This window comes from Chryseobacterium sp. CH21 (assembly GCF_004119445.1).
Lineage (GTDB): Bacteria > Bacteroidota > Bacteroidia > Flavobacteriales > Weeksellaceae > Chryseobacterium.
Map to the genome: position 1 here is coordinate 20,317 of NZ_QICI01000050.1, position 18,724 is coordinate 39,040.

The following is an 18,724-nucleotide window of genomic DNA, read 5'->3' on the forward strand; positions in this document are numbered from 1 at the left end:
TTTTGTTTTTAGTGGTGGTTTTGGGATTCGAGATTTTGAGGTTCGGGATAGCGGGTGTAATGCGTAAGTAATTTATTTATTACTTATTACCTATTACTCATGATTAGTCCACTCGTAGAAATTCACGGAGTCATAAATTTCAAAGCCGCAGGCTGGATAAAGCTGATTTCCGATATCATTACTTTTTCCAGTTTCTAGAAGAATACCACATGCTTTTGATGAACGGCAGAGTTCTTTAGATTCTTCAATCAGTTCTTTAGAATACCCTTTTCCTCTGTGGTTGTCATTCACGTAGAGATCGTTCAGCAGCCAGTAGCGCTGCATTCTTGTAGATGAAAAAATAGGATATAATTGTACGAAACCTGTAAGTCTTCCATTTTCTTCTGCAACAAAAATTTCAGAATCTTTATTTTCAAGTCTTTCCTGGAGAAAATTTGCTGCTGCAGGAACATCCGATGTTTTATGATAAAATATCCTGTACTGATCAAATAATTCCGCAAGTTCTTGTAAGTCGGAAATAACGGCTTTTCTTGTATTTTTCATATTTATTTAGTGATCGTAGCTAAGAACACGTTTAAGTTTCCATTGGTTATTTTCAGAAATCCAGAGGTGGGTAAATTTTGCACGTCCTACTTTGTTCCATTTTCCGTTGTTGTTTTCAAAGAATTCATGATCACCTTCCTGAATAAAACCGTACAACGTTTTATTGCTATACATTGGAAAAACTTTCATGCTGTTAGGAACCAGTTCACGCTTTACCTTTCCGGGGGTACTGCAGATATTGTTTTTAACAGAAGCTACAAAAGCTTCTTTTCCTTTGGTAATACCCCCCAGATCATGATAAAATTCAATATCATCACTGATGATGGTATTATAATGAGAAGGATTACATTGATTAAACCCCTCATTGAATATCAAGCTATCCAATTTCTTTGCAGTCAGGAATAATTCATCGGTATTTTTAACCTGAGAATAGACCAGTTGACTGAAAAGGCCTAGAACTACAATAATATAAGCCCTTCTCATTATTTTTTATTTTAGAATATTAAGAAAAAGCTTTCTCTAAATCTGCAATAAGATCTTCTGCATCTTCAATACCTACGCTTAAACGAACAAGGTCATCAGTAATTCCCAGTTCAGCACGTTTTTCTGCCGGAATGGAAGCGTGTGTCATCAGAGCAGGGTGGTTAGCCAATGATTCTACACCTCCCAAAGATTCCGCAAGGGTGAATACTCTTACTTTTTCTAAGAATTTGATAGCATCTTCTTTCTTTCCGGATTTGAAGGTGAATGAAACCATTCCTCCTGATTCCTTCATCTGAGATTTTGCCAATTCATATTGTGGATGAGATTCTAATCCAGGATAAATTACTTTATCTACAGCTGGATGAGTTTCAAGGTATTTGGCTACGGCAAGACCATTGTCTGAATGTCTCTGCATTCTTAATGCCAATGTTTTGATCCCTCTTAATACAAGATAAGAATCATGAGGACCTAAAATACCACCACTCGCAAACTGAATAAAGTGAAGTTTTTCTCCCAATTCAGCATCTTTAGCGATAAGAGCTCCTGCAATCACATCTGAGTGTCCTCCTAAATATTTGGTAGCCGAGTGCATTACAATATCAGCACCTAAATCAATAGGTCTCTGGATATAAGGAGTAGCAAAAGTATTATCTACAGCCACTAAAATATCTTTTCCTTTGGCAATGTCTACAACTGCTTTGATATCAACTAATTTCATCAGTGGATTAGTTGGGGTTTCTACCCAGATCAGTTTTGTTTTATCAGTAATAACATCCGCAATTTTAGAAACATCATCAAAATTCACGAACGTAAATTTCAGTTGATATTTTTCGAAAAGTCTTGTGAACATTCTGTAAGTACCTCCATAAAGGTCATCTACAGCAATTACTTCATCACCTGGATTTAATAATTTCAAAACACAGTCGATCGCTGCAAGACCAGAACCGAAAGCTAAACCTCTCGCTCCGTTTTCAATACTTGCCAAAGAGTCTTCCAATGCCTGTCTTGTAGGGTTGGCAGCTCTTGAATATTCATATCCGGAATGTACACCCGGGCTCTTCTGTGCAAATGTAGAGGTTAAAAATACAGGTACATTTACAGAACCTGTTGCAGACTCATGGTGCTGCCCTCCGTGAATTACTTTTGTATTAAAATTCATAATTTTTTGCTTTTAGACTTTTAGCATTAAACAATAAAATTACTGTTTAATACTAATTGTTTTTTATTAAAATTTGCCTAGCTGAGTACAAAAAGCTTACCGCTTACTGTCTAAAGCTTATTGCATATTTATTTTTTACTTAATAGCAGATTTCACAGCAAATTCCTCTGCAATTTCTTCCATCCATTGTGCTACATCCTCTTCACCTGTCGCTCTCTGATAGGTGCTTCCTAAAGATATTAAAATCTGGTGGATAAACATCTTCATCTGGTCTACAGGCATTTCTTTGGTCCAAAGATCTATTCTTAGTGCCTCTCTTGTTTTTTCATCCCAAACAGAAATCATTGTGGCTTTGGTATCTTGTTTTTCAATACCTCCATCCTGAGCATTCCATGTGATGTTTTCCGGTACATGATTTTCATCAAGTTCTACATCTATCGTAATCTGAGTTTTTCTCATAACTTTCTTTTGTTTCTAATTTCGTGCAAAGTTAATACTTCTTCAGCTTATCCAAAGCTTCTACAAAATTATCTTCATCAGGAAATGGGCTATTAAAGTTAAATATTTTACCTTCAGGATCAAGAATGATAAATCTCGGTATAGATTGGATTTTGTATTTATTCATGAACTGTTCTGCATTTTCAAGCCAATACTGTGGAATATTGGATGGTTTTGTCTTGAGATAATTCAGCCATTTTGATTTATCCTGGTCTAAACTGATTGAAATAAACAGGATATTTTCATAATTTCTATATTGATAACTTCTTGTTTCAAATACAGGACGAATTTGCTTGCAGGGACCACACCAGCTTGCCCATAAATCTATTACAATATATTTTCCTTTATATTTTGAAAGATTTTGAGAACTTCCATTATCCTGCAGAAGTTTCAGATCCGGGAAAGGCGACCCTTTCTGTGAAATATTGATCTGTTCAAGCTGTGAATAAAGCATTTTTTTATAATCAGTACCGTTTACTTTGCTAATCTCAGCGGCAAAAAGCTTGTTTCTGACTGTACTGTCTGTTTGTATTTCAATGCTTTTTGATAGATGTTTTGATAATAACTGATCTTTCGTTTTTCCTTGGGGAAGCAAATTGATTTTAGCAAATAAAATACTGTCAGGATTAGAACGGTGATCATCATCTGTAAGCATTTGATCCAATTTAAATTGCAGATAATCATCATTTTTACTCAAAAGTGGAGTGGGTTTCAAAATATTTTCATTCAATTCATTCAAAAATATTTTTGGAGCAGCAAATTTAGGATCAGACCATGAGGTCATTCTTCTGTAATTATTAATTTCATTCAGATACTGAATCGCCATCAGCTGTTTTCTATAGGTCTTATAACCTTCTGAAAGGGCATTATTCTCGGCATCTGCAAAATCTTCTAAAATCCTTTTATTGTCTTTCCAGTCAGATAGGGCTAATTCATAAAACTTCTCAGGATTATTATTTAAGTTCTGATTTTCCAGAGCGAGCCAAAATTCTATTCCAAAAGAACTTTTGGTTTTATTATAAACCTGATCCGATTTTCTATTTGATTGTAAATTGAATGTCATTCTGGTACTGTTTACATGAATGTCAAAATCAAACCAGTCTCCACTTCCCATTATAACTTCAAGTTTTTTGTTACCGATTTCAAGAATATATTCATCTAAAGGAAGGTTTTGAGTGGTAGACCAGCTGAAAGAATTGTTTTTAACTGCAACAGATCCTATTTTTTTATGAAATTCCTTTGAAACAATTTTTACAGAATCAATTTTAAGATCTGTTTCTAATGTTCCTGTGATAGTAGTTCCTGATCCAACACTTGTATAAGGCTTGGGTTTTTGTATACAATAGAGTAGACCTGTTCCTGCAATGAATAAAACTGTTGAAATGGCAATTTGTTTTTTATTGTTAAGGAAAGCATTTTTAAACCCCTTTTTGCTGTACCAGAAATATCCTATAATAAGAAAAACAACCATCCAGAAAAAGCTCATATACTCTGAGTGAGAAATAAAATGATTCAGATCTCTTATTTCCGGAGCGTTCCAGAATGTGTATAATGAACTGTATGGATTAAAGAAGAAACTCTTTTTTTCCACCACCGAATAAATATTGGAAGCCAATCCTAATAAACCTATAAGAAAAGACCAGATAAACCCATGGAAAACTACAGAAAAACATAGCTGTAACGCAGCAATTCCTAAGATAGCAGCGACAATTCTTACATAGGTTTTAAGCATCCATACCATATCAAAGGTCAATAACTTTACAGGATTTGGATGAATATAATATTCTGCTAGCGATAAAGTTATATTAAAAATAAAATAAGAAAAAATACATATGAAAGTGAGGGTTAGTAAAATAATGTATTTCGAAAAATAAAGCTGAAATTTATTGATAGGCTGCGTTTCCATCAGTTGCCATCCGTTATTTTTATGATCAGTTTGTGCAATTCTGTTGGCTGCAATGATCAGGAGCAGAAGCAAGATGAAAAATGTAAAATATTTCAAAGAGCTTCCACTTATGGCTGCTTCAAAAATGGAATATTTAAGTGATTCTTTAGTAATGGGATCCGGTTTGAAAAAAGACGGAATAAAATTGATGAGAGGTATTAGTGCCCCCAAGACAATAGCAATGTAAATAAGCCCTAACCCTTTTATTTTTAGCCATTCTATATTGATGGCAGTGATTAACTTTTTCATTTGTGTAATTTAATTTTTTGTAATTTCCATAAACCATTCTTCCAAACCTGCACTGCTTTTGATTTCAAAAATCTCGGCATGGTTTAAAACCAGCTTTCTCACAAGGTCAACAATATCCTCCTTTGATTTGGAAGTAATTTCTATTGTATTCTCATCAATTAATTTCGGGGAATAATTTTCCGGAATTTCACTCATATGCTTGTGGGCATCATTCAATCCAATTTTGATGTGGCTGTATCGGTACAGTTCATTCAATTCTTTTATACTTCCTGTAAATTTTATCTCTCCATGAGAAATAATGGCAAGATGAGTAATCATTTTTTCAATTTCCTGCAGCAAATGGCTTGAGATAAGTATCGTTACTCCTTCTTCCTTGTTAAGTTTTATCAATAATTCACGGATTTCCAGCATTCCATTAGGGTCCAGTCCATTCACTGGTTCATCCAGAATCAACAGTTCGGGTTTTCCCAAAAGGGTCATTGCAATGGAGAGCCTTTGTTTCATTCCTAAGGAATATTTCTTCATTTTCAGATTTCTGCTTTCCCATAGGTCTACAAGATGCAATACTCTTTCACATTCTGATTTTGGTAGATTTCTTAATTGAGAAATGATCATCAGATTATCCCAGCCGGATAAATGATCATAATAAGTAGCAGTGTCGATAAGACTTCCGATTCTGTTAAAACCCTCCGGATAAAGTACTGAAAGATTTTCTCCGAAAATTTGTATGTTTTTCTTTTCGTCAGGAATGCTTCCTATAAGCATCTTCATTGTTGTGGATTTTCCTGCTCCATTAGCTCCCAGGAACCCAAAAATACTGCCTTTCGGTATCGAAATACTAAGGTTTTTTAGAATTTTCTTCTTCTGTGAAAATCCAAAATTTAAGTTTCGAATTTCAATAATATTTTTCATTGTGTGATTTATTTAATGCAAATCTACACAATAAAAAGGTAGTATGCAATACAAAGTAGTATGTGTGTTTAAATATTATTTAAAAAAAATCCTTTAGCTTATACTAAAGGATTAAATATTTAATTTTATAGAATTATTTTAACTTTGGTTTATAACCGGACTGGTTAAAAATTGAGGTAGCATCCATTTTTAAGAATGCAGTTAATTTTGTTTCAGGTTTTTCCTTAAGATAAGCTTTACAAATCTGCCATCCTGTAAAAATTCCGATTCGTGGCGAAGATTCATTATCTATCTCCGTATAAAATTTTGAGAATGGGCCCGGCGAAATAAAACGTTCTCCAAGTCTTGGATCATCTCCGAAGATCAGATTACTTTCTACAAAATAATTCCAGATATTGGCTTCATTGCTCTTCGCCCAGTCATACTGTTTTTGAGTATAATTCATTTTCAGATAATCAGGAGTATCAGGAAGAAAAGCATCCTGAAGAATCATTACTTTTCCGTTTAGAATAATCTGATCAATAAATTTCTGATGGTCAGGAGATTCTGTTACAATATTTTCAGCAAAAAGCTGTGAAACTTTCGGAATCATATTCTGTGGATTCATCGACTTCTGGAAATACAGTTCCAATCCTTTATAATTGGCATTTCCGTCTCCCATGAAACCGGTAACATCTATAAATAAAAGATTACCTTTCTCGTCATAAAATATGGGATCTTGAACCATCTGTAAAGCGGATGAGAACAGATATACTTTTGGATTCTTAAACTGCGGAAAGTAATACTTTATATGTGAAAATAAACTCTGAAGCTCATTTTGAAGTTTTGTCTGATCTATTTTTCCGATCGCCTCCTTGTAGATTTTTATCTCTTCAGCATCCGCTCTTCTTTTCCCGAAATCGGCATCAGAAACACTTCCCTGAAACCATGGGAATTTAGCTTTAAACTGATCCAGCGGAACATTAGTATTGTAGAATTCTTTGGAAATATCTGTGATATCAACTTTTTCGGCAGTTTGTTTTACTTCTACCTTCCATTGATTTTCAGGTTCTTTTTTGCAGGCAATAAGTCCGGCAGCTAAAATAGAAGAAAGCGCAATATATCTAAAAAACTTCATTATTTTTACATGGAATTTAAGTTGACAAAAATAAGGATTAAATGCACAATTCATGATGAAAATTAAAATATTTACAGTTATCTTTATTATTTCAGGACTTTCTCTTTTTTTTGGACAAAAGCTTGAGTTTAAAGATAAAAAGTTTGAAAAGGCAGTACTGGAAAATTTTGATCTGAATAAAAACGGAATCCTGGAATCCCAGGAAGCTGGAATGGTTAGCAATCTTTTCCTTGTTCAAAAAGGAATTACCTCCATAGAAGACCTGCACCTTTTTAAAAATGTAAAAATGATTGTTCTGGATGATAATACGATTTCTAATATTGTGGTAAATAATCTGGATCAGCTTGAATTGTTTTCATGTACAGGATGCAAAATCTCTTCATTCAAAGCAGAAAATCTTAAAAATTTAACCTCTTTATATCTGGATAATAATCTGCTGGCAAGTATTTCGCTGACAGGGATTCCCAAAATTGACCAATTAACATTATCTTTAAATCAACTAAAAACAATAGACCTGACTCAGTTTAAAAGATTAAGAAAACTAAATCTGGAGCATAATAAACTTCAAAAAATTGATATTTCCGGTAATCCTTTCTTACAAACCCTGAACACCAGTGGGAATACGATAAAAGACTCGGATATCAAAAAAGGAACAAAAACAGAGGTAACCATTTTTGGGGTTGGAGAATAAAAACTAATGATTATGAAAATAGAAACAGAACGACTGATTTTAAGAAAACTCGAAGATGAAGATTTTGAACGCATATTTCTTCTGGATTCCGATCCGGAAGTCATGAAATATATTGGTGTACCGGTTTTAACGGATATCAATGAGTCAAAAAAAGTCATCAAAATGATTCAGAAACAATATGAGGAGAACGGAGTGGGAAGACTGGGGGTTGTAGAAAAAGAAAGCGGACTTTTGATTGGATGGAGTGGCTTAAAATTACTGACCCATGAAACCAATGGCTACAAAAATGTACTGGAACTGGGATACCGTTTTCTACCCGAATCATGGGGTAGAGGATATGCAATGGAATCAGGAATAGCTTCTCTGGATTATGGCTTTAATGAACTTGATGCAGAAGTAATTTACGCTTATGCTCACTCTGAACATGATGCTTCCAACCATATTTTAAGAAAATTAGGATTTGAAAAAACCGGCGAATTTGAAGAACCAGACGGAATTTGTTTCTGGTATGAGCTGAAGAGTGAAAAATATAATAAAAAATGATAACAATACGACAGGAAGAAAAAAAAGACTATCAACAAGTTTTTCAGCTTACAGCAGAGGCTTTTAAGGATATGGAGCATAGTGATCATCAGGAACAGTTTTTGGTTGAAAAGCTAAGAGAGTCTGATGCCTTTATCCCGGAATTATCATTAGTAGCAGAAGATGAAAACAGTACAATTGCCGGACATATTCTGTTCACAAAAATTAAAATTGTGAATGACAAAGAATCGTTTGATTCTCTTGCATTGGCGCCTGTTTCCGTAAAATCTGAATTTCAAAGTCAGGGAATTGGAGCAAAATTGATTCTTGAGGGACATCACATCGCGAAAGAATTGGGATATGAATCAGTGATATTAATTGGACACGAAAAATATTATCCACGCTTTGGTTACAAAAAAACAAGTAATTTTGGAATTTCTTTTCCATTCGATATTCCGGAAGAAAACGGAATGGCAATAGAATTGGTAAAAGACGGATTAAAAGATAAAAAAGGAGTGGTGAAATACCCTCAGGAATTTGGAATAGACTAAAAAATATAAACGATGCAGACACAAAAAGTGATAGATCATATCGTAAGCTGGTTAAAAGATTATGCTACAAAAGCAAGAGTGAACGGATACGTAATCGGGGTTTCAGGAGGAGTAGATTCAGGAGTGGTTTCCACGCTGGCCGCAATGACCGAATTAAAAACATTACTGATAGAAATGCCCATACGCCAAAAAGCAGATCAGGTAGACCGTGCACAGGATCATATGAATGATCTTAAATCAAGATTTCCGAATGTAGAAACAATGTCAGTAGATCTGACACCTGCTTTCGAGGAATTGTACAAAACTTTTGATGTAAAAGATGATCTGTATCCTAACGAAAAACTGGCTTTTGCCAATACAAGATCCCGACTGAGAATGCTTACCTTGTATTATTACGGACAGCTGAACGGGCTTCTGGTTTGTGGAACAGGAAATAAAGTGGAAGATTTTGGGATTGGATTTTATACAAAATATGGTGATGGCGGAGTAGATGTTTCTCCAATCGCAGACCTTTATAAAACTGAAGTCTATGAGCTTGCTAAAGGTCTTAATTTGATCAAAAGTATTCAGGAAGCCATTCCTACGGATGGACTTTGGGATGTTGACAGAACAGATGAGCAGCAAATTGGTGCTACTTATCCGGAACTGGAAAAAATTCAGAAAGAATATGGAACCAAAACTGCCGACGATTATGAAGGAAGAGATAAAGAAGTGTTCCAGATTTTTGACAGAATGCACAAAGCAGCAAAGCATAAAATGGATCCTATTCCGGTTTGTGATATTCCGGAAGAGTGGAGAGCTTAAAAAATATTATTCCATAAAATACGAGTTATGAACGGTAAAATAAGATCAGTATTTTTTATATGTCTTGGGCTTCTTTTCGGAATGTCAATAATGTATGTCTACAGAAACTTTATTGAGGATAAAAAAGATCAGGCTGGTTCGGCAAAAACAGAAACCGTGAGCTATGGCAGTACCTCTTCAGATGGAAATTCATCTGCTCAGGTTTCTATAGATCAGCTTACAGAAGAAAAAACGGTGATCAGCTATGTAAAGCAAAATCATAGACTCCCGGAATATTACATCACTAAAAATGAGGCTAGAAAACAAGGATGGGATCCTTCCAGAGGAAATCTTTGTGAGGTACTTCCCGGAAAAGCAATTGGTGGAGATAAATTCGGAAACAGAGAAGGTCGTTTGCCAGATGGAGAAAAATACTTTGAAGCAGATGTAAACTATCATTGTGGCGGAAGAAATGCTGATCGTATCATTTACACTCAGAATGGCGATGTATACCTTACCAAAAATCATTATAAAAGTTTTGAAAAGCAGTAAGACCTAGTTGTGTCACTCCTCGTAATGACCAAAGTATAATTTGCATTTAAATAGTTATAAGTATTAATTTTGAAAAATATTAGATTTCTTTACCTTTTAATTATTTTACTTCTGACATACTCATGTTCGGAAAAGAAAAATTTAATAAAGGAAAAAGCAGAAAAATCAGCCGTAACAATACTTATACAGCCATTTAAAGATGTTAAATCGGAAACTGTAGCAAAAGTAACCGAAGGAATAAAGAATGTATATCCAAATGTGAAAATTCTGAATGCCATAGATTTTCCTGAAAATACTTATTATAAAGAGAGAAGCCGGTATAGAGCCGATTCCATCATTAAATTTTTAAGTAAGGAAACAAAAGAAGGTTTTGTTACAATTGGTCTCACAACAAAAGATATCAGTGCTACCAGAGGAAAAATAAAAGACTTTGGAATTATGGGATTGGGGTACAGACCTGGGAAAGCTTGTGTAGCTTCAAATTTCAGGCTAAGTAAAGAAAATCGGGATGAGCAGTTTTATAAAGTAGCCATTCATGAGCTCGGTCATACACAAGGGCTGCCCCATTGCCCGGAAAAAATGTGCTTTATGAGAGATGCAGAAGGCAAAAATCCTACGAATGAAGAAACGGATTTCTGCAAAAAATGCAAAACTTTTTTAATCAATAAAAATTGGAAATTTAGTTCAATATGAAGACAATATATATAGATTTTACAGACATAGGTGACTATGAAGATTTTTACACCCAGCTAAAGGAAAAAGTTCAGCTTCCTGAGCATTTTGGTGACAATCTTGATGCCCTTTTTGATACCATCACGGGAGAACTGGAAATGCCGCTCCATTTAGAATTCGTCAACATGACTGTAGATCAGCTTGAGATTTTTGAAGACCTGCTGACAACCCTTGAAGATGCCGAAGAAGAAGTGGAAGAATTTAGTTTCAGCTACTATCTGGAGCAATACGAAGATGAAGATGATGTAGAATCTGAAGAATAATAAAAAAAAAGTTGTTTCAACGTATGAAACAACTTTTTTATGCTGATCTTTATTCTATAGCATTCAAATCTTTATTCTTTAACATACAAACCTAACAGGTTTCCAAAACCTGTTAGGTTTCTTATCTTATTTAACTGTAACGTTTATTGAGGATTAGTCAATGTGAAGTTTTTGCTTCACAACCTGTCATGGTTTCAAAATCAAGTTTTACTTTGGTTACAAAAACGTTGAATCAAAGTAAAAAGGAAGCAGATCCTTCACCGCATGTACCTTTACAACTTCCTCATTCATGCTTGAAAAATAAAGATCGATGTTTTCATTCTGCTTGGTCTCGTACTCTATCAGACTTTGGCGGCATGCCCCACAAGGAGGAATCGGAGGGTTTTTCTCATGAAATTCTTTAGGCCCACCCACAACAAAGATCTTTTTTATTTTCATATCCGGAAAATTGGCGGCTACCCAAAAAACAGTCGTTCTTTCTGCACATAGCCCGGATGGATAAGCAGCGTTTTCCTGATTGTTCCCGGAATAGATTTCACCATTTTCCAATAATACGGAACATCCTACCAAAAATTGAGAGTACGGTGCATAAGCATTCTCACGAGCCTCTTTGGCTCTTTCAAATAATTGTTTTTCTATATCGCTCAGTTCACTGCTATTTTTAAAATATTCGTAACTGATCTGTATGTCTTTTTTCATATATTGTCAACTAAAAAAGGGGCGTAAAATTAGTTCTTTTTAATGAGGTAGGCAATATTTATTCCTCCCGTACAGAAGTTCAATTTTAAAAAAATAAAATGTTATATACACCAATAAAATTCAGAAATGTAGAATTAAAAAACAGATGGGTAATGTCTCCTATGTGTATGTATTCATCTGAAAACGGAGAAGCTAACGACTTTCATTTTGTGCACTACGGAAGCAGATCACAAGGTGGAACAGGATTATTAATCGTAGAAGCTACAGGAGTAGAACCCAAAGGAAGAATTACCAATCACTGCATGGGAATCTGGAATGATGAACAGGCGGAGAAATTGCAAAGAATTGTAGAGTTTGTTCATGAAAATTCAGAAAGTAAAATAGGAATCCAGCTGGCTCATGCCGGAAGAAAAGGCTCTACATGGAATAATATACAAATCCCTGTTGAAGAAGGCTGGGAAACCATTGCACCAAGCCCTATTCCTTATCATCCTACAGAAAGAATTCCACATGCATTAACGACAGATGAGGTGAAGGAACAGGTGCAGAATTTTAAAAAAGCAGCCCGAAGAGCAGTAGATGCTGGTTTTGATATTATTGAAATTCATGGAGCCCATGGATATCTGATTCATCAGTTTTTGTCACCACTTTCAAACATCAGAACAGATGAATATGGCGGAAGCTTTGAAAACAGAATCAGGTTTCTGATCGAAATTGTAGATGCTGTAAACGAAGAGCTGGATGAAAATACAGCCCTTTTTGTAAGAATTTCTGGAACAGAATATGCTGAGAACGGCTGGGATATTCAAAACAGTGTAGAGCTGGCAAAAATTTTAAAAGAACACGCTGTAGACCTTGTAGATGTATCCAGCGGCGGAAATATTCATGGAGCGAAAATTTCGGTTTTTGACAGTTATCAGGTTCCTTTTTCATCACAGGTGAGAAATGAAGCTGAAGTGAAAACCGGAGCGGTAGGTTTAATTACCAAAATTGAGCAGGCTGAAGAAATTCTTCAGAAAGGTGATGCAGATCTTATTTTTGTAGCAAGGGAGATTTTGAGAAAACCCTATATTGCTGTTCAGGGTTCTTTTGAAATGAATGAAAACTGCTTTTTTCCTCACCAATATACCAGAGCCAAAATCTCTTCTTAATTAACAGAATCCCTCATAATTCTCAGAAATGGATATTAATGATTTCATGCTTACCTGTCCCAGTAAGAAATTCCTGGGGGTAGAATGTCTGGGTTGTGGTGCCCAGCGTGCCATCGTATTGGTGTTTGAAGGGAAATTTGCGGAAGCTTTTCAAATGTATCCAGCCGTATATACCTTACTGTTATTCTTTTTTACTCTTGGTCTTAGCTTTATCGATAAGAGAAGAAAATACGGTAATATTTTAATGATAATGATTATCGTTAATCTCATCATTATGGTAATCGGATATATGTATAAGCATTATTAACTTAAGTGAGGAATAAAATAGTTTAAAATTCTATAATTGATTTCCAATTCGGAATTTATAAAATGTCGTAGAACTACTACAATTTCTGAAAGAGTGGTCTAAAAACTTTTTACATTAGAACATGAAGTCTATCTTTGTTATATAAATCCTATATCAGGGAACACTAGTAAATGATTAAAATATAAGAATATGGCAGGAAATTCAAGAGGAATCTTAAAATTTAATGGAGGTGAAGGACAGAAGTTATTAAAACTTAACTATAGCGTATCAAGATCTACAGACGTTTCAGGACGTGTAGCATCTGATCCATCAAATGCACTCATTAAAGTAACAATCGAAGCAACAGAAAAATCTGATGTTTTAGAAAGCTTACTAAACAGCAAATATAAACCTACAAACGGAGAAATCCAGTTTAATAAATCTCATGAAGAAGGAACACTGATTTCTTTGAAGTGGGAAAATGGATATGTCATTCAGCATGAAGTAGACTTTGATGCTATAGACAGCAACAACATGCTGATCAGCTTTGTAGTAAGTGCTGAAAGCATTACATATGGAAATTCATTCTATGACGGACTTTGGCCAATGAGCTAGGTCTTTCATGAATTAAAAATAAAAGACTGTCCTTCATAAGACGGTCTTTTTTTACCTAAAACTATACTCTGCAGGATCTTTTGTTTTTATTTTTAAACTCCCGGCCTGTTGAATAATCGTTTGAAAAACTAATCAAATCACTAAAAATATGTCAAATACACCTGGAAACTCAAAATCGACGTCCTTTCGTCCGGCGCAGAATGCAGATGGTATTTCCGAAAATCATCATACAGGTATTAATCGTCTGGTAAAACTTTCTCTTGTTATAGAAGGGAAAATTATCAAGTTCTATAAGCATTTCAAACTAAAGCAAAGTACCAGAAGACATCATGAATTTACATTAACGCTGGCACACGATACTTTGGGGGATAGACAGACCCATTCTCTGGAAGAAGCCAATAAATTCCTTGGAAAAAGACTTACAGCCGTTATTTCTTATAAAGATATAGACAACAGTCCGGAGAGAACCTTCGTAGGAGTAATTACAGGAGTAGGATTCAGTCAGGAGCACATGAGTTTAGGAAATATTGTGCTTACAGGTTATAGTCCTACCATTCTTCTTGATGGTGCACCGCATATCCAGAGTTTTGGAGGCACTCAGTCTGTCAACGTAGGAATCATTGCAGAAGAAGTGATCAAGCAGGGAATTGATAAAAGTCGATTTGATGTAAGAGTAGATGCCAATAATTTTTCTCAGATTATATATAGCAGCCAGTATGATGAAACCCATTATAACTATCTGGCGAGAATGGCGGAAGCTTATGGTGAACAGTTTTTCTATGATGGTGAAGTATTGCATTTTGGAAAGCTTCCCGCTCAGAATAAACCTATTACCCTTACTTATGGAAGCAGCGCCAATGATATAAAAGTTGAATTGAAAGCGGTCCATACAAAGCCCCAATTCTACGGATATAACAGTAATAAACATGAAAAGCTGACTTCCGGTTCTACACCAATCAAACATGTGGGGGATCTGGCAAAAACTGCTTACAGCCATAACGAAACTATTTATAAAACGCCAGCTTTGCAGATGGCACCCATTAAAGCTACGACCCATCTTGACGTAGAGTACTCTCAAAAAGTGCGTCAGGAAGTGAAGCAGTGAATGTTTTTTCCATCTCAGGAAATACAACAGTTCCTTTCCTTCATCCAGGTTGTGTGGCAGATGTGCAGATGCGTAAACAGGATTCTAATGAAACCTCTTATTTCACAAGAATCATGATTATAGAAGCAGAACATGAATTTGACACCATAGGTCATTATAACGGAAGCTTCGTAGGAATAGCCGCAGACACAGGATTTCTTCCAAAACCGGAATACACTGTTCCAAAGGCTGAACCACAGACTGCCACTGTAATTTCCAACACAGATCCCGAAGGACAGGGAAGAATACAGGTGAGATTCGATTGGCAGACGAATGATACCACCCATTTTATCCGTATGATGAGCCCAGATGCCGGAGGAACAGACCAGATTACCCAAAATCGTGGTTACGTTGCCATTCCGGAAGTGGGAGATCAGGTGATGGTGAATTTTGTGCACAGTCACCCGGACAGACCTTTCGTAATGGGAGGAATGTTTCACGGAGGGATTGCTTTAGGTGGCGGTGTTAATAATCACTTGAAATCTATCCAAACCAGAAGCGGAATCCGAATTTTAATGAATGATGAAGAAGGAAGTGTAACCATTCTTGATCCAAGCGGAAATACTTATTACATGGACGGACAGGGAAATATCAGCATGAAAGCCCCAAAAAACTTTACTTTAAATGCAGGGGATAATATCAATATCACTGCAGGAAAAGAAATTTCGATAGGAGCAGGCGCAAGTATCACCAGTACTGCCAACGATAATATAGTTTCCATAGCAGGAAAAGATATGAAGCTTACAGCTTCGGGAGACATTACAGAGACTTCTGATACCCGAACAGAGATGATTGAAAAAGAATTCAAAAGACAATCTGAAACATCTAACGAGATAGCAGGGGAAATTTCCATGTTCAGCGAACTGGAAAATATGACCATGCAGAGCGGAAAGATTGTAGAATTCAACAGTGCTGAAAAATCAAAACTTTTCTAGTATGGCGATCATCAAAACAGCAACCAATCTGCGCATTACAGTAAAAGATTCTTACCATCTGAGCGTAGGAAAAAAGGTGGAGAAAATAGCAAAGAAAATTAATGTGGAAGCACAAAAAGACAATTTGGTGTTAGCCAGTAATAAGAAAATAATGTCTCATGGGAATAAATAAATTAAAGATCCTTATTTTTTTCATTATAGGAAGTTTCTCATTAGTAAGTTGTCAAAATAAAAAAATGGAAGAAAAATTTAAATGGACCGGAACATTATCAGCTCCTAATGAATATCCAATGCAGGCCTATTACGGAGAGCTTATAGCAGATGATTATCAATTTCCATTTTCCGATATCTGGGGTATTGCCGATGGAGGCTGGGGAGAACCCGGTAAATATGGTGGCGGAACTGATAACCTTGTAAAAGTTCCTCATACTTTAGAATTTACCTGGTATTCTCTGGTGGAAGACAAATTTTATGCAGGACATTGGGAGCTGGATACCAAGAAAATTACCCAATTATTTAATGAAGGATTTAGCCAGACTTATTTTGATTCCTTAAAGAAAGGAACCTACGATACCTTTGTGATTGGGTTGGAACCAAAAGGGAAATTGGTACTTTGGTTATATGGAAATGGGCATCAGGTGGAAGTAGGAAATTTTCAGGGAAAGGAAATAAAGATTACACAGGCAGAAGCTTATGACAAATTTAAATATGTATTTGAACCAAAGTATAGAGAAGATATCCTCAGTGATCCGGGAATTGTAAAGCCTATTGTGGCCAATAAAATAAAAGCAGAAGGATATCCGGATCCCAATTTGTATGAAACTTTCAGAGAAAAACTGAACTGGAGTCCTAAGCTTATTTTACCGGCAGGAAGTACCCTTGAGAAAAGAAATTTTTATATGGCTAATGGAGAGCGTGAAAGTACACTGCAGGATAATTCTGCTGTTACTTTAGCATCTAAAAAGAGGGCTGTACCTTATCTTTTTTATTTCCAATGGAAAAATAAGGAGGGAAAAAAACAAAGTTCACAAATAGTATTTACAGGCAATCAACAATATATAAAAGATGCCAATAAGGTATATAACGGTACTTTTCTTCCGCTGGACTTTGAAAAAACAGATATATATAAAACGTTTGGTGAATTGGATAAAGAGGCTCCTACAGATATTGTTATTGATATAAGCAGTGGAAGCAATGCAGATGTATACATAGAACAGAATGGAAAAAATATCCGGTAAAACAGATGGATAAATATGTAATATAAGATAAATAGAAGCATATGTCAAATGTAGTTTTTGGAGACTATTCACCACCTCCACCACCAAAAGGACAAATAAATATTAGAATTGGAGTTTTTTTTGACGGTACACAGAATAACAGAAAAAATTCACAAGCTGCGGGAAATGAACCCGGATATAAACCTACCGCTGAAGAGAAAGCAGCTTACAAAAAAAATTCTAACAAATCTGATGACAGCTATACCAATGATCTGTCAAATGTTGCAAGAAAAGAGTATCATTATCTTGAAGATAAAAGTAAATATATAGGTAAAATCTACATCGAAGGTATTGCAACGGAAGATCTTCAAAGTGATGTAGATAAACCCACAAACCATAAAGGTGTAGCTTATGGAGCGGGTAGTACAGGGGTAATAGCCAAGGTGCAAAAGGGATGTAGATTAGTGGCTGAAAAAATTAATGATCTTAAAGGTAAATTTGAAATCAATACAATTACATTAGATGTTTTTGGCTTTAGTAGAGGTGCTGCTGCAGCAAGAAATTTTGTATATGAAGTTAATCAAACTAAACCAAAAAATGGATTATTAGGATTTATTTTAGAAAATGATAAAGTAGAATACGGATCCATTCAAATTAGATTTCTTGGGGTATATGATACCGTGTCTTCTTATGATCCCAATGCGGGCGAATTTACAGTACATCCCAATTTTAATAATGATGTAGAGGAGCTGAATTTAAATACATTAAAAGCAAAAAAAATTATTCATTTGTGTGCTTCAGATGAGCATAGAGAGAACTTTATGCTTACAAGAGTAAGGCTTGCCCCTGGAGGTGAAGATTTTTTTCTACCAGGCGTCCATTCTGATGTAGGCGGCTGTTATATCCATAATATGCCGGAAAATAAACAGATAATGGATTTTGATAATACTGTAGGGGATGGTTTGAGCGATGAAGACTATAATAGAGCCTTAAATATAGATTTAAATAATCTTATTGAGCAGGGGTGGTTTAAGCGCAGTGAAGTTGTAGGCCCGAATTCATGGCATGAGACTTATATTAACAGAGCAAAGATTAGTAACAAGTACAGCTTTATTCCCCTGCATATAATGAGTGAACAGGTTAACAAAAATTATTCAAATACTATAAAAATGGATAATTTGAGTTTGGCATATAAAATTTCTAATGGAAAAGAGGATGAATATTATCAGCTTGATTTAACTAAGGTTAAAAAGAGACTCGATGACTATATCAATGGATTGGCTCCTGAAATGACCTATTATACGAATACGGAAATAGAAATACTAAGAAAACAATTAGCAGCAAAAAAAATAACTGCAGAGAAATTTAATAGAATTGTACAAGATCATAATTTATTAATGTATTTAAGAAACAGATATCTGCACTGGAATTCAAAATTCGGAGATATTGGGTATAATCCTCATTTCACCTTTGACAAAAAAACGTTACAAATAAAAAGATTTCGAGTAATGGCTTTTAATTCATGAAAGTACCTGTAAAACATATACTGTTCAGACTTATTATATTGATGATCCCCTATTTAGGGTTTTATTTTATGTTTGCAAAAAGCGGATTCAAAGGACGAACCTATGATTTGGATGAAGTCCCATTGTATTTATTTTTTGCTTTGTTTGGTTA

At 35.1% G+C, this 18,724-nt stretch carries 21 protein-coding genes and 1 pseudogene; 14 read left to right on the forward strand and 8 right to left on the reverse strand.

The window, feature by feature from the left end:
• Positions 1-93: 93 nt before the first annotated feature.
• The 7 genes from BOQ62_RS09985 to BOQ62_RS10015 all read right to left on the reverse strand — a co-directional run bounded on the left by BOQ62_RS09985 (position 94) and on the right by BOQ62_RS10015 (position 6,906).
• On the reverse strand, positions 94-543 hold the full coding sequence (locus tag BOQ62_RS09985; protein ID WP_129039124.1) for a GNAT family N-acetyltransferase: 450 nt from the start codon (positions 541-543) through the stop codon (positions 94-96).
• A 6-nt stretch (positions 544-549) separates the two neighbouring features.
• Positions 550-1,026, reverse strand: a complete 477-nt coding sequence (locus tag BOQ62_RS09990) for a DUF4440 domain-containing protein (protein ID WP_129039126.1) — start codon at positions 1,024-1,026, stop codon at positions 550-552.
• A 19-nt stretch (positions 1,027-1,045) separates the two neighbouring features.
• Positions 1,046-2,185, reverse strand: coding sequence for a cystathionine gamma-synthase (locus tag BOQ62_RS09995; protein WP_027374511.1), 1,140 nt, complete (start codon positions 2,183-2,185; stop codon positions 1,046-1,048).
• A gap of 135 nt (positions 2,186-2,320) precedes the next feature.
• Complete coding sequence (gene gldC / locus BOQ62_RS10000) at positions 2,321-2,644, reverse strand: gliding motility protein GldC (RefSeq protein WP_121488652.1); 324 nt, start codon at positions 2,642-2,644, stop codon at positions 2,321-2,323.
• 31 nt (positions 2,645-2,675) lie between these two features.
• Positions 2,676-4,877, reverse strand: coding sequence for a thioredoxin-like domain-containing protein (locus tag BOQ62_RS10005; RefSeq protein WP_129039127.1), 2,202 nt, complete (start codon positions 4,875-4,877; stop codon positions 2,676-2,678).
• A gap of 9 nt (positions 4,878-4,886) precedes the next feature.
• Positions 4,887-5,789: an ABC transporter ATP-binding protein gene (locus tag BOQ62_RS10010; protein WP_129039129.1), complete on the reverse strand. Its 903-nt coding sequence runs from the start codon at positions 5,787-5,789 to the stop codon at positions 4,887-4,889.
• Between the two features lie 133 nt (positions 5,790-5,922).
• On the reverse strand, positions 5,923-6,906 hold the full coding sequence (locus BOQ62_RS10015; protein ID WP_129039131.1) for a gliding motility protein GldB: 984 nt from the start codon (positions 6,904-6,906) through the stop codon (positions 5,923-5,925).
• Between the two features lie 52 nt (positions 6,907-6,958).
• Here BOQ62_RS10015 and BOQ62_RS10020 point away from each other — a divergent pair, with 52 nt between their 5' ends.
• The 7 genes from BOQ62_RS10020 (at position 6,959) to BOQ62_RS10050 (ending at position 11,000) form a co-directional block, all read left to right on the forward strand.
• Positions 6,959-7,597: a leucine-rich repeat domain-containing protein gene (locus BOQ62_RS10020; RefSeq protein WP_129039133.1), complete on the forward strand. Its 639-nt coding sequence runs from the start codon at positions 6,959-6,961 to the stop codon at positions 7,595-7,597.
• Positions 7,598-7,609: 12 nt separating this feature from the next.
• On the forward strand, positions 7,610-8,140 hold the full coding sequence (locus BOQ62_RS10025; RefSeq protein WP_228413918.1) for a GNAT family N-acetyltransferase: 531 nt from the start codon (positions 7,610-7,612) through the stop codon (positions 8,138-8,140).
• Positions 8,137-8,670 carry a GNAT family N-acetyltransferase gene (locus tag BOQ62_RS10030; protein WP_129039137.1) on the forward strand — a complete coding sequence of 178 codons (534 nt, stop codon included), beginning with the start codon at positions 8,137-8,139 and terminating at the stop codon, positions 8,668-8,670. The genes BOQ62_RS10025 and BOQ62_RS10030 overlap by 4 nt, the downstream gene beginning before the upstream one ends.
• 12 nt (positions 8,671-8,682) lie before the next feature.
• The gene (gene nadE / locus BOQ62_RS10035; protein WP_129039139.1) at positions 8,683-9,474 is read left to right on the forward strand and encodes an NAD(+) synthase; all 792 of its coding nucleotides are present in this window, start codon (positions 8,683-8,685) and stop codon (positions 9,472-9,474) included.
• 27 nt (positions 9,475-9,501) lie between these two features.
• Positions 9,502-10,005, forward strand: a complete 504-nt coding sequence (locus BOQ62_RS10040) for a ribonuclease domain-containing protein (protein WP_129039141.1) — start codon at positions 9,502-9,504, stop codon at positions 10,003-10,005.
• 69 nt (positions 10,006-10,074) lie between these two features.
• The gene (locus tag BOQ62_RS10045) at positions 10,075-10,698 is read left to right on the forward strand and encodes a Zn-dependent protease (RefSeq protein ID WP_228413920.1); all 624 of its coding nucleotides are present in this window, start codon (positions 10,075-10,077) and stop codon (positions 10,696-10,698) included.
• The gene (locus tag BOQ62_RS10050; RefSeq protein ID WP_129039143.1) at positions 10,695-11,000 is read left to right on the forward strand and encodes a barstar family protein; all 306 of its coding nucleotides are present in this window, start codon (positions 10,695-10,697) and stop codon (positions 10,998-11,000) included. The genes BOQ62_RS10045 and BOQ62_RS10050 overlap by 4 nt, the downstream gene beginning before the upstream one ends.
• 216 nt (positions 11,001-11,216) lie before the next feature.
• Here the strand turns inward: BOQ62_RS10050 and BOQ62_RS10055 are convergent, their stop codons facing one another.
• The gene (locus BOQ62_RS10055; protein ID WP_121488642.1) at positions 11,217-11,699 is read right to left on the reverse strand and encodes a cytidine deaminase; all 483 of its coding nucleotides are present in this window, start codon (positions 11,697-11,699) and stop codon (positions 11,217-11,219) included.
• Positions 11,700-11,797: 98 nt separating this feature from the next.
• Here BOQ62_RS10055 and namA point away from each other — a divergent pair, with 98 nt between their 5' ends.
• The 7 genes and pseudogenes from namA to BOQ62_RS10085 all read left to right on the forward strand — a co-directional run bounded on the left by namA (position 11,798) and on the right by BOQ62_RS10085 (position 18,573).
• Positions 11,798-12,850: an NADPH dehydrogenase NamA gene (gene namA, locus BOQ62_RS10060; RefSeq protein ID WP_129039145.1), complete on the forward strand. Its 1,053-nt coding sequence runs from the start codon at positions 11,798-11,800 to the stop codon at positions 12,848-12,850.
• A gap of 28 nt (positions 12,851-12,878) precedes the next feature.
• On the forward strand, positions 12,879-13,157 hold the full coding sequence (locus BOQ62_RS10065; RefSeq protein ID WP_129039147.1) for a DUF2752 domain-containing protein: 279 nt from the start codon (positions 12,879-12,881) through the stop codon (positions 13,155-13,157).
• 189 nt (positions 13,158-13,346) lie between these two features.
• A complete protein-coding gene (gene tssD / locus BOQ62_RS10070; protein ID WP_121488640.1) occupies positions 13,347-13,751 on the forward strand; it encodes a type VI secretion system tube protein TssD in 405 nt (134 codons plus the stop codon).
• 148 nt (positions 13,752-13,899) lie between these two features.
• A pseudogene (locus BOQ62_RS10075) lies at positions 13,900-15,830 on the forward strand (type VI secretion system Vgr family protein).
• 1 nt (position 15,831) lies between these two features.
• Positions 15,832-16,002, forward strand: coding sequence for a hypothetical protein (locus BOQ62_RS22460; protein ID WP_164723274.1), 171 nt, complete (start codon positions 15,832-15,834; stop codon positions 16,000-16,002).
• A 64-nt stretch (positions 16,003-16,066) separates the two neighbouring features.
• Entirely contained in the window at positions 16,067-17,068 is a 1,002-nt protein-coding gene (locus BOQ62_RS10080) for a DUF2931 family protein (protein ID WP_228413922.1), read from the forward strand.
• A 41-nt stretch (positions 17,069-17,109) separates the two neighbouring features.
• Positions 17,110-18,573, forward strand: coding sequence for a phospholipase effector Tle1 domain-containing protein (locus BOQ62_RS10085; protein WP_129039151.1), 1,464 nt, complete (start codon positions 17,110-17,112; stop codon positions 18,571-18,573).
• Positions 18,574-18,724 lie beyond the last annotated feature (151 nt).

Coding starts and splice junctions, on each gene's coding strand:
- BOQ62_RS09985 (WP_129039124.1), bottom strand. CDS start 543: ATGAAAAATACAAGAAAAGCCGTTATTTCCGACTTACAAGAACTTGCG.
- BOQ62_RS09990 (WP_129039126.1), bottom strand. CDS start 1,026: ATGAGAAGGGCTTATATTATTGTAGTTCTAGGCCTTTTCAGTCAACTG.
- BOQ62_RS09995 (WP_027374511.1), bottom strand. CDS start 2,185: ATGAATTTTAATACAAAAGTAATTCACGGAGGGCAGCACCATGAGTCT.
- gldC (WP_121488652.1), bottom strand. CDS start 2,644: ATGAGAAAAACTCAGATTACGATAGATGTAGAACTTGATGAAAATCAT.
- BOQ62_RS10005 (WP_129039127.1), bottom strand. CDS start 4,877: ATGAAAAAGTTAATCACTGCCATCAATATAGAATGGCTAAAAATAAAA.
- BOQ62_RS10010 (WP_129039129.1), bottom strand. CDS start 5,789: ATGAAAAATATTATTGAAATTCGAAACTTAAATTTTGGATTTTCACAG.
- BOQ62_RS10015 (WP_129039131.1), bottom strand. CDS start 6,906: ATGAAGTTTTTTAGATATATTGCGCTTTCTTCTATTTTAGCTGCCGGA.
- BOQ62_RS10020 (WP_129039133.1), top strand. CDS start 6,959: ATGATGAAAATTAAAATATTTACAGTTATCTTTATTATTTCAGGACTT.
- BOQ62_RS10025 (WP_228413918.1), top strand. CDS start 7,610: ATGAAAATAGAAACAGAACGACTGATTTTAAGAAAACTCGAAGATGAA.
- BOQ62_RS10030 (WP_129039137.1), top strand. CDS start 8,137: ATGATAACAATACGACAGGAAGAAAAAAAAGACTATCAACAAGTTTTT.
- nadE (WP_129039139.1), top strand. CDS start 8,683: ATGCAGACACAAAAAGTGATAGATCATATCGTAAGCTGGTTAAAAGAT.
- BOQ62_RS10040 (WP_129039141.1), top strand. CDS start 9,502: ATGAACGGTAAAATAAGATCAGTATTTTTTATATGTCTTGGGCTTCTT.
- BOQ62_RS10050 (WP_129039143.1), top strand. CDS start 10,695: ATGAAGACAATATATATAGATTTTACAGACATAGGTGACTATGAAGAT.
- BOQ62_RS10055 (WP_121488642.1), bottom strand. CDS start 11,699: ATGAAAAAAGACATACAGATCAGTTACGAATATTTTAAAAATAGCAGT.
- namA (WP_129039145.1), top strand. CDS start 11,798: ATGTTATATACACCAATAAAATTCAGAAATGTAGAATTAAAAAACAGA.
- BOQ62_RS10065 (WP_129039147.1), top strand. CDS start 12,879: ATGGATATTAATGATTTCATGCTTACCTGTCCCAGTAAGAAATTCCTG.
- tssD (WP_121488640.1), top strand. CDS start 13,347: ATGGCAGGAAATTCAAGAGGAATCTTAAAATTTAATGGAGGTGAAGGA.
- BOQ62_RS22460 (WP_164723274.1), top strand. CDS start 15,832: ATGGCGATCATCAAAACAGCAACCAATCTGCGCATTACAGTAAAAGAT.
- BOQ62_RS10080 (WP_228413922.1), top strand. CDS start 16,067: ATGGAAGAAAAATTTAAATGGACCGGAACATTATCAGCTCCTAATGAA.
- BOQ62_RS10085 (WP_129039151.1), top strand. CDS start 17,110: ATGTCAAATGTAGTTTTTGGAGACTATTCACCACCTCCACCACCAAAA.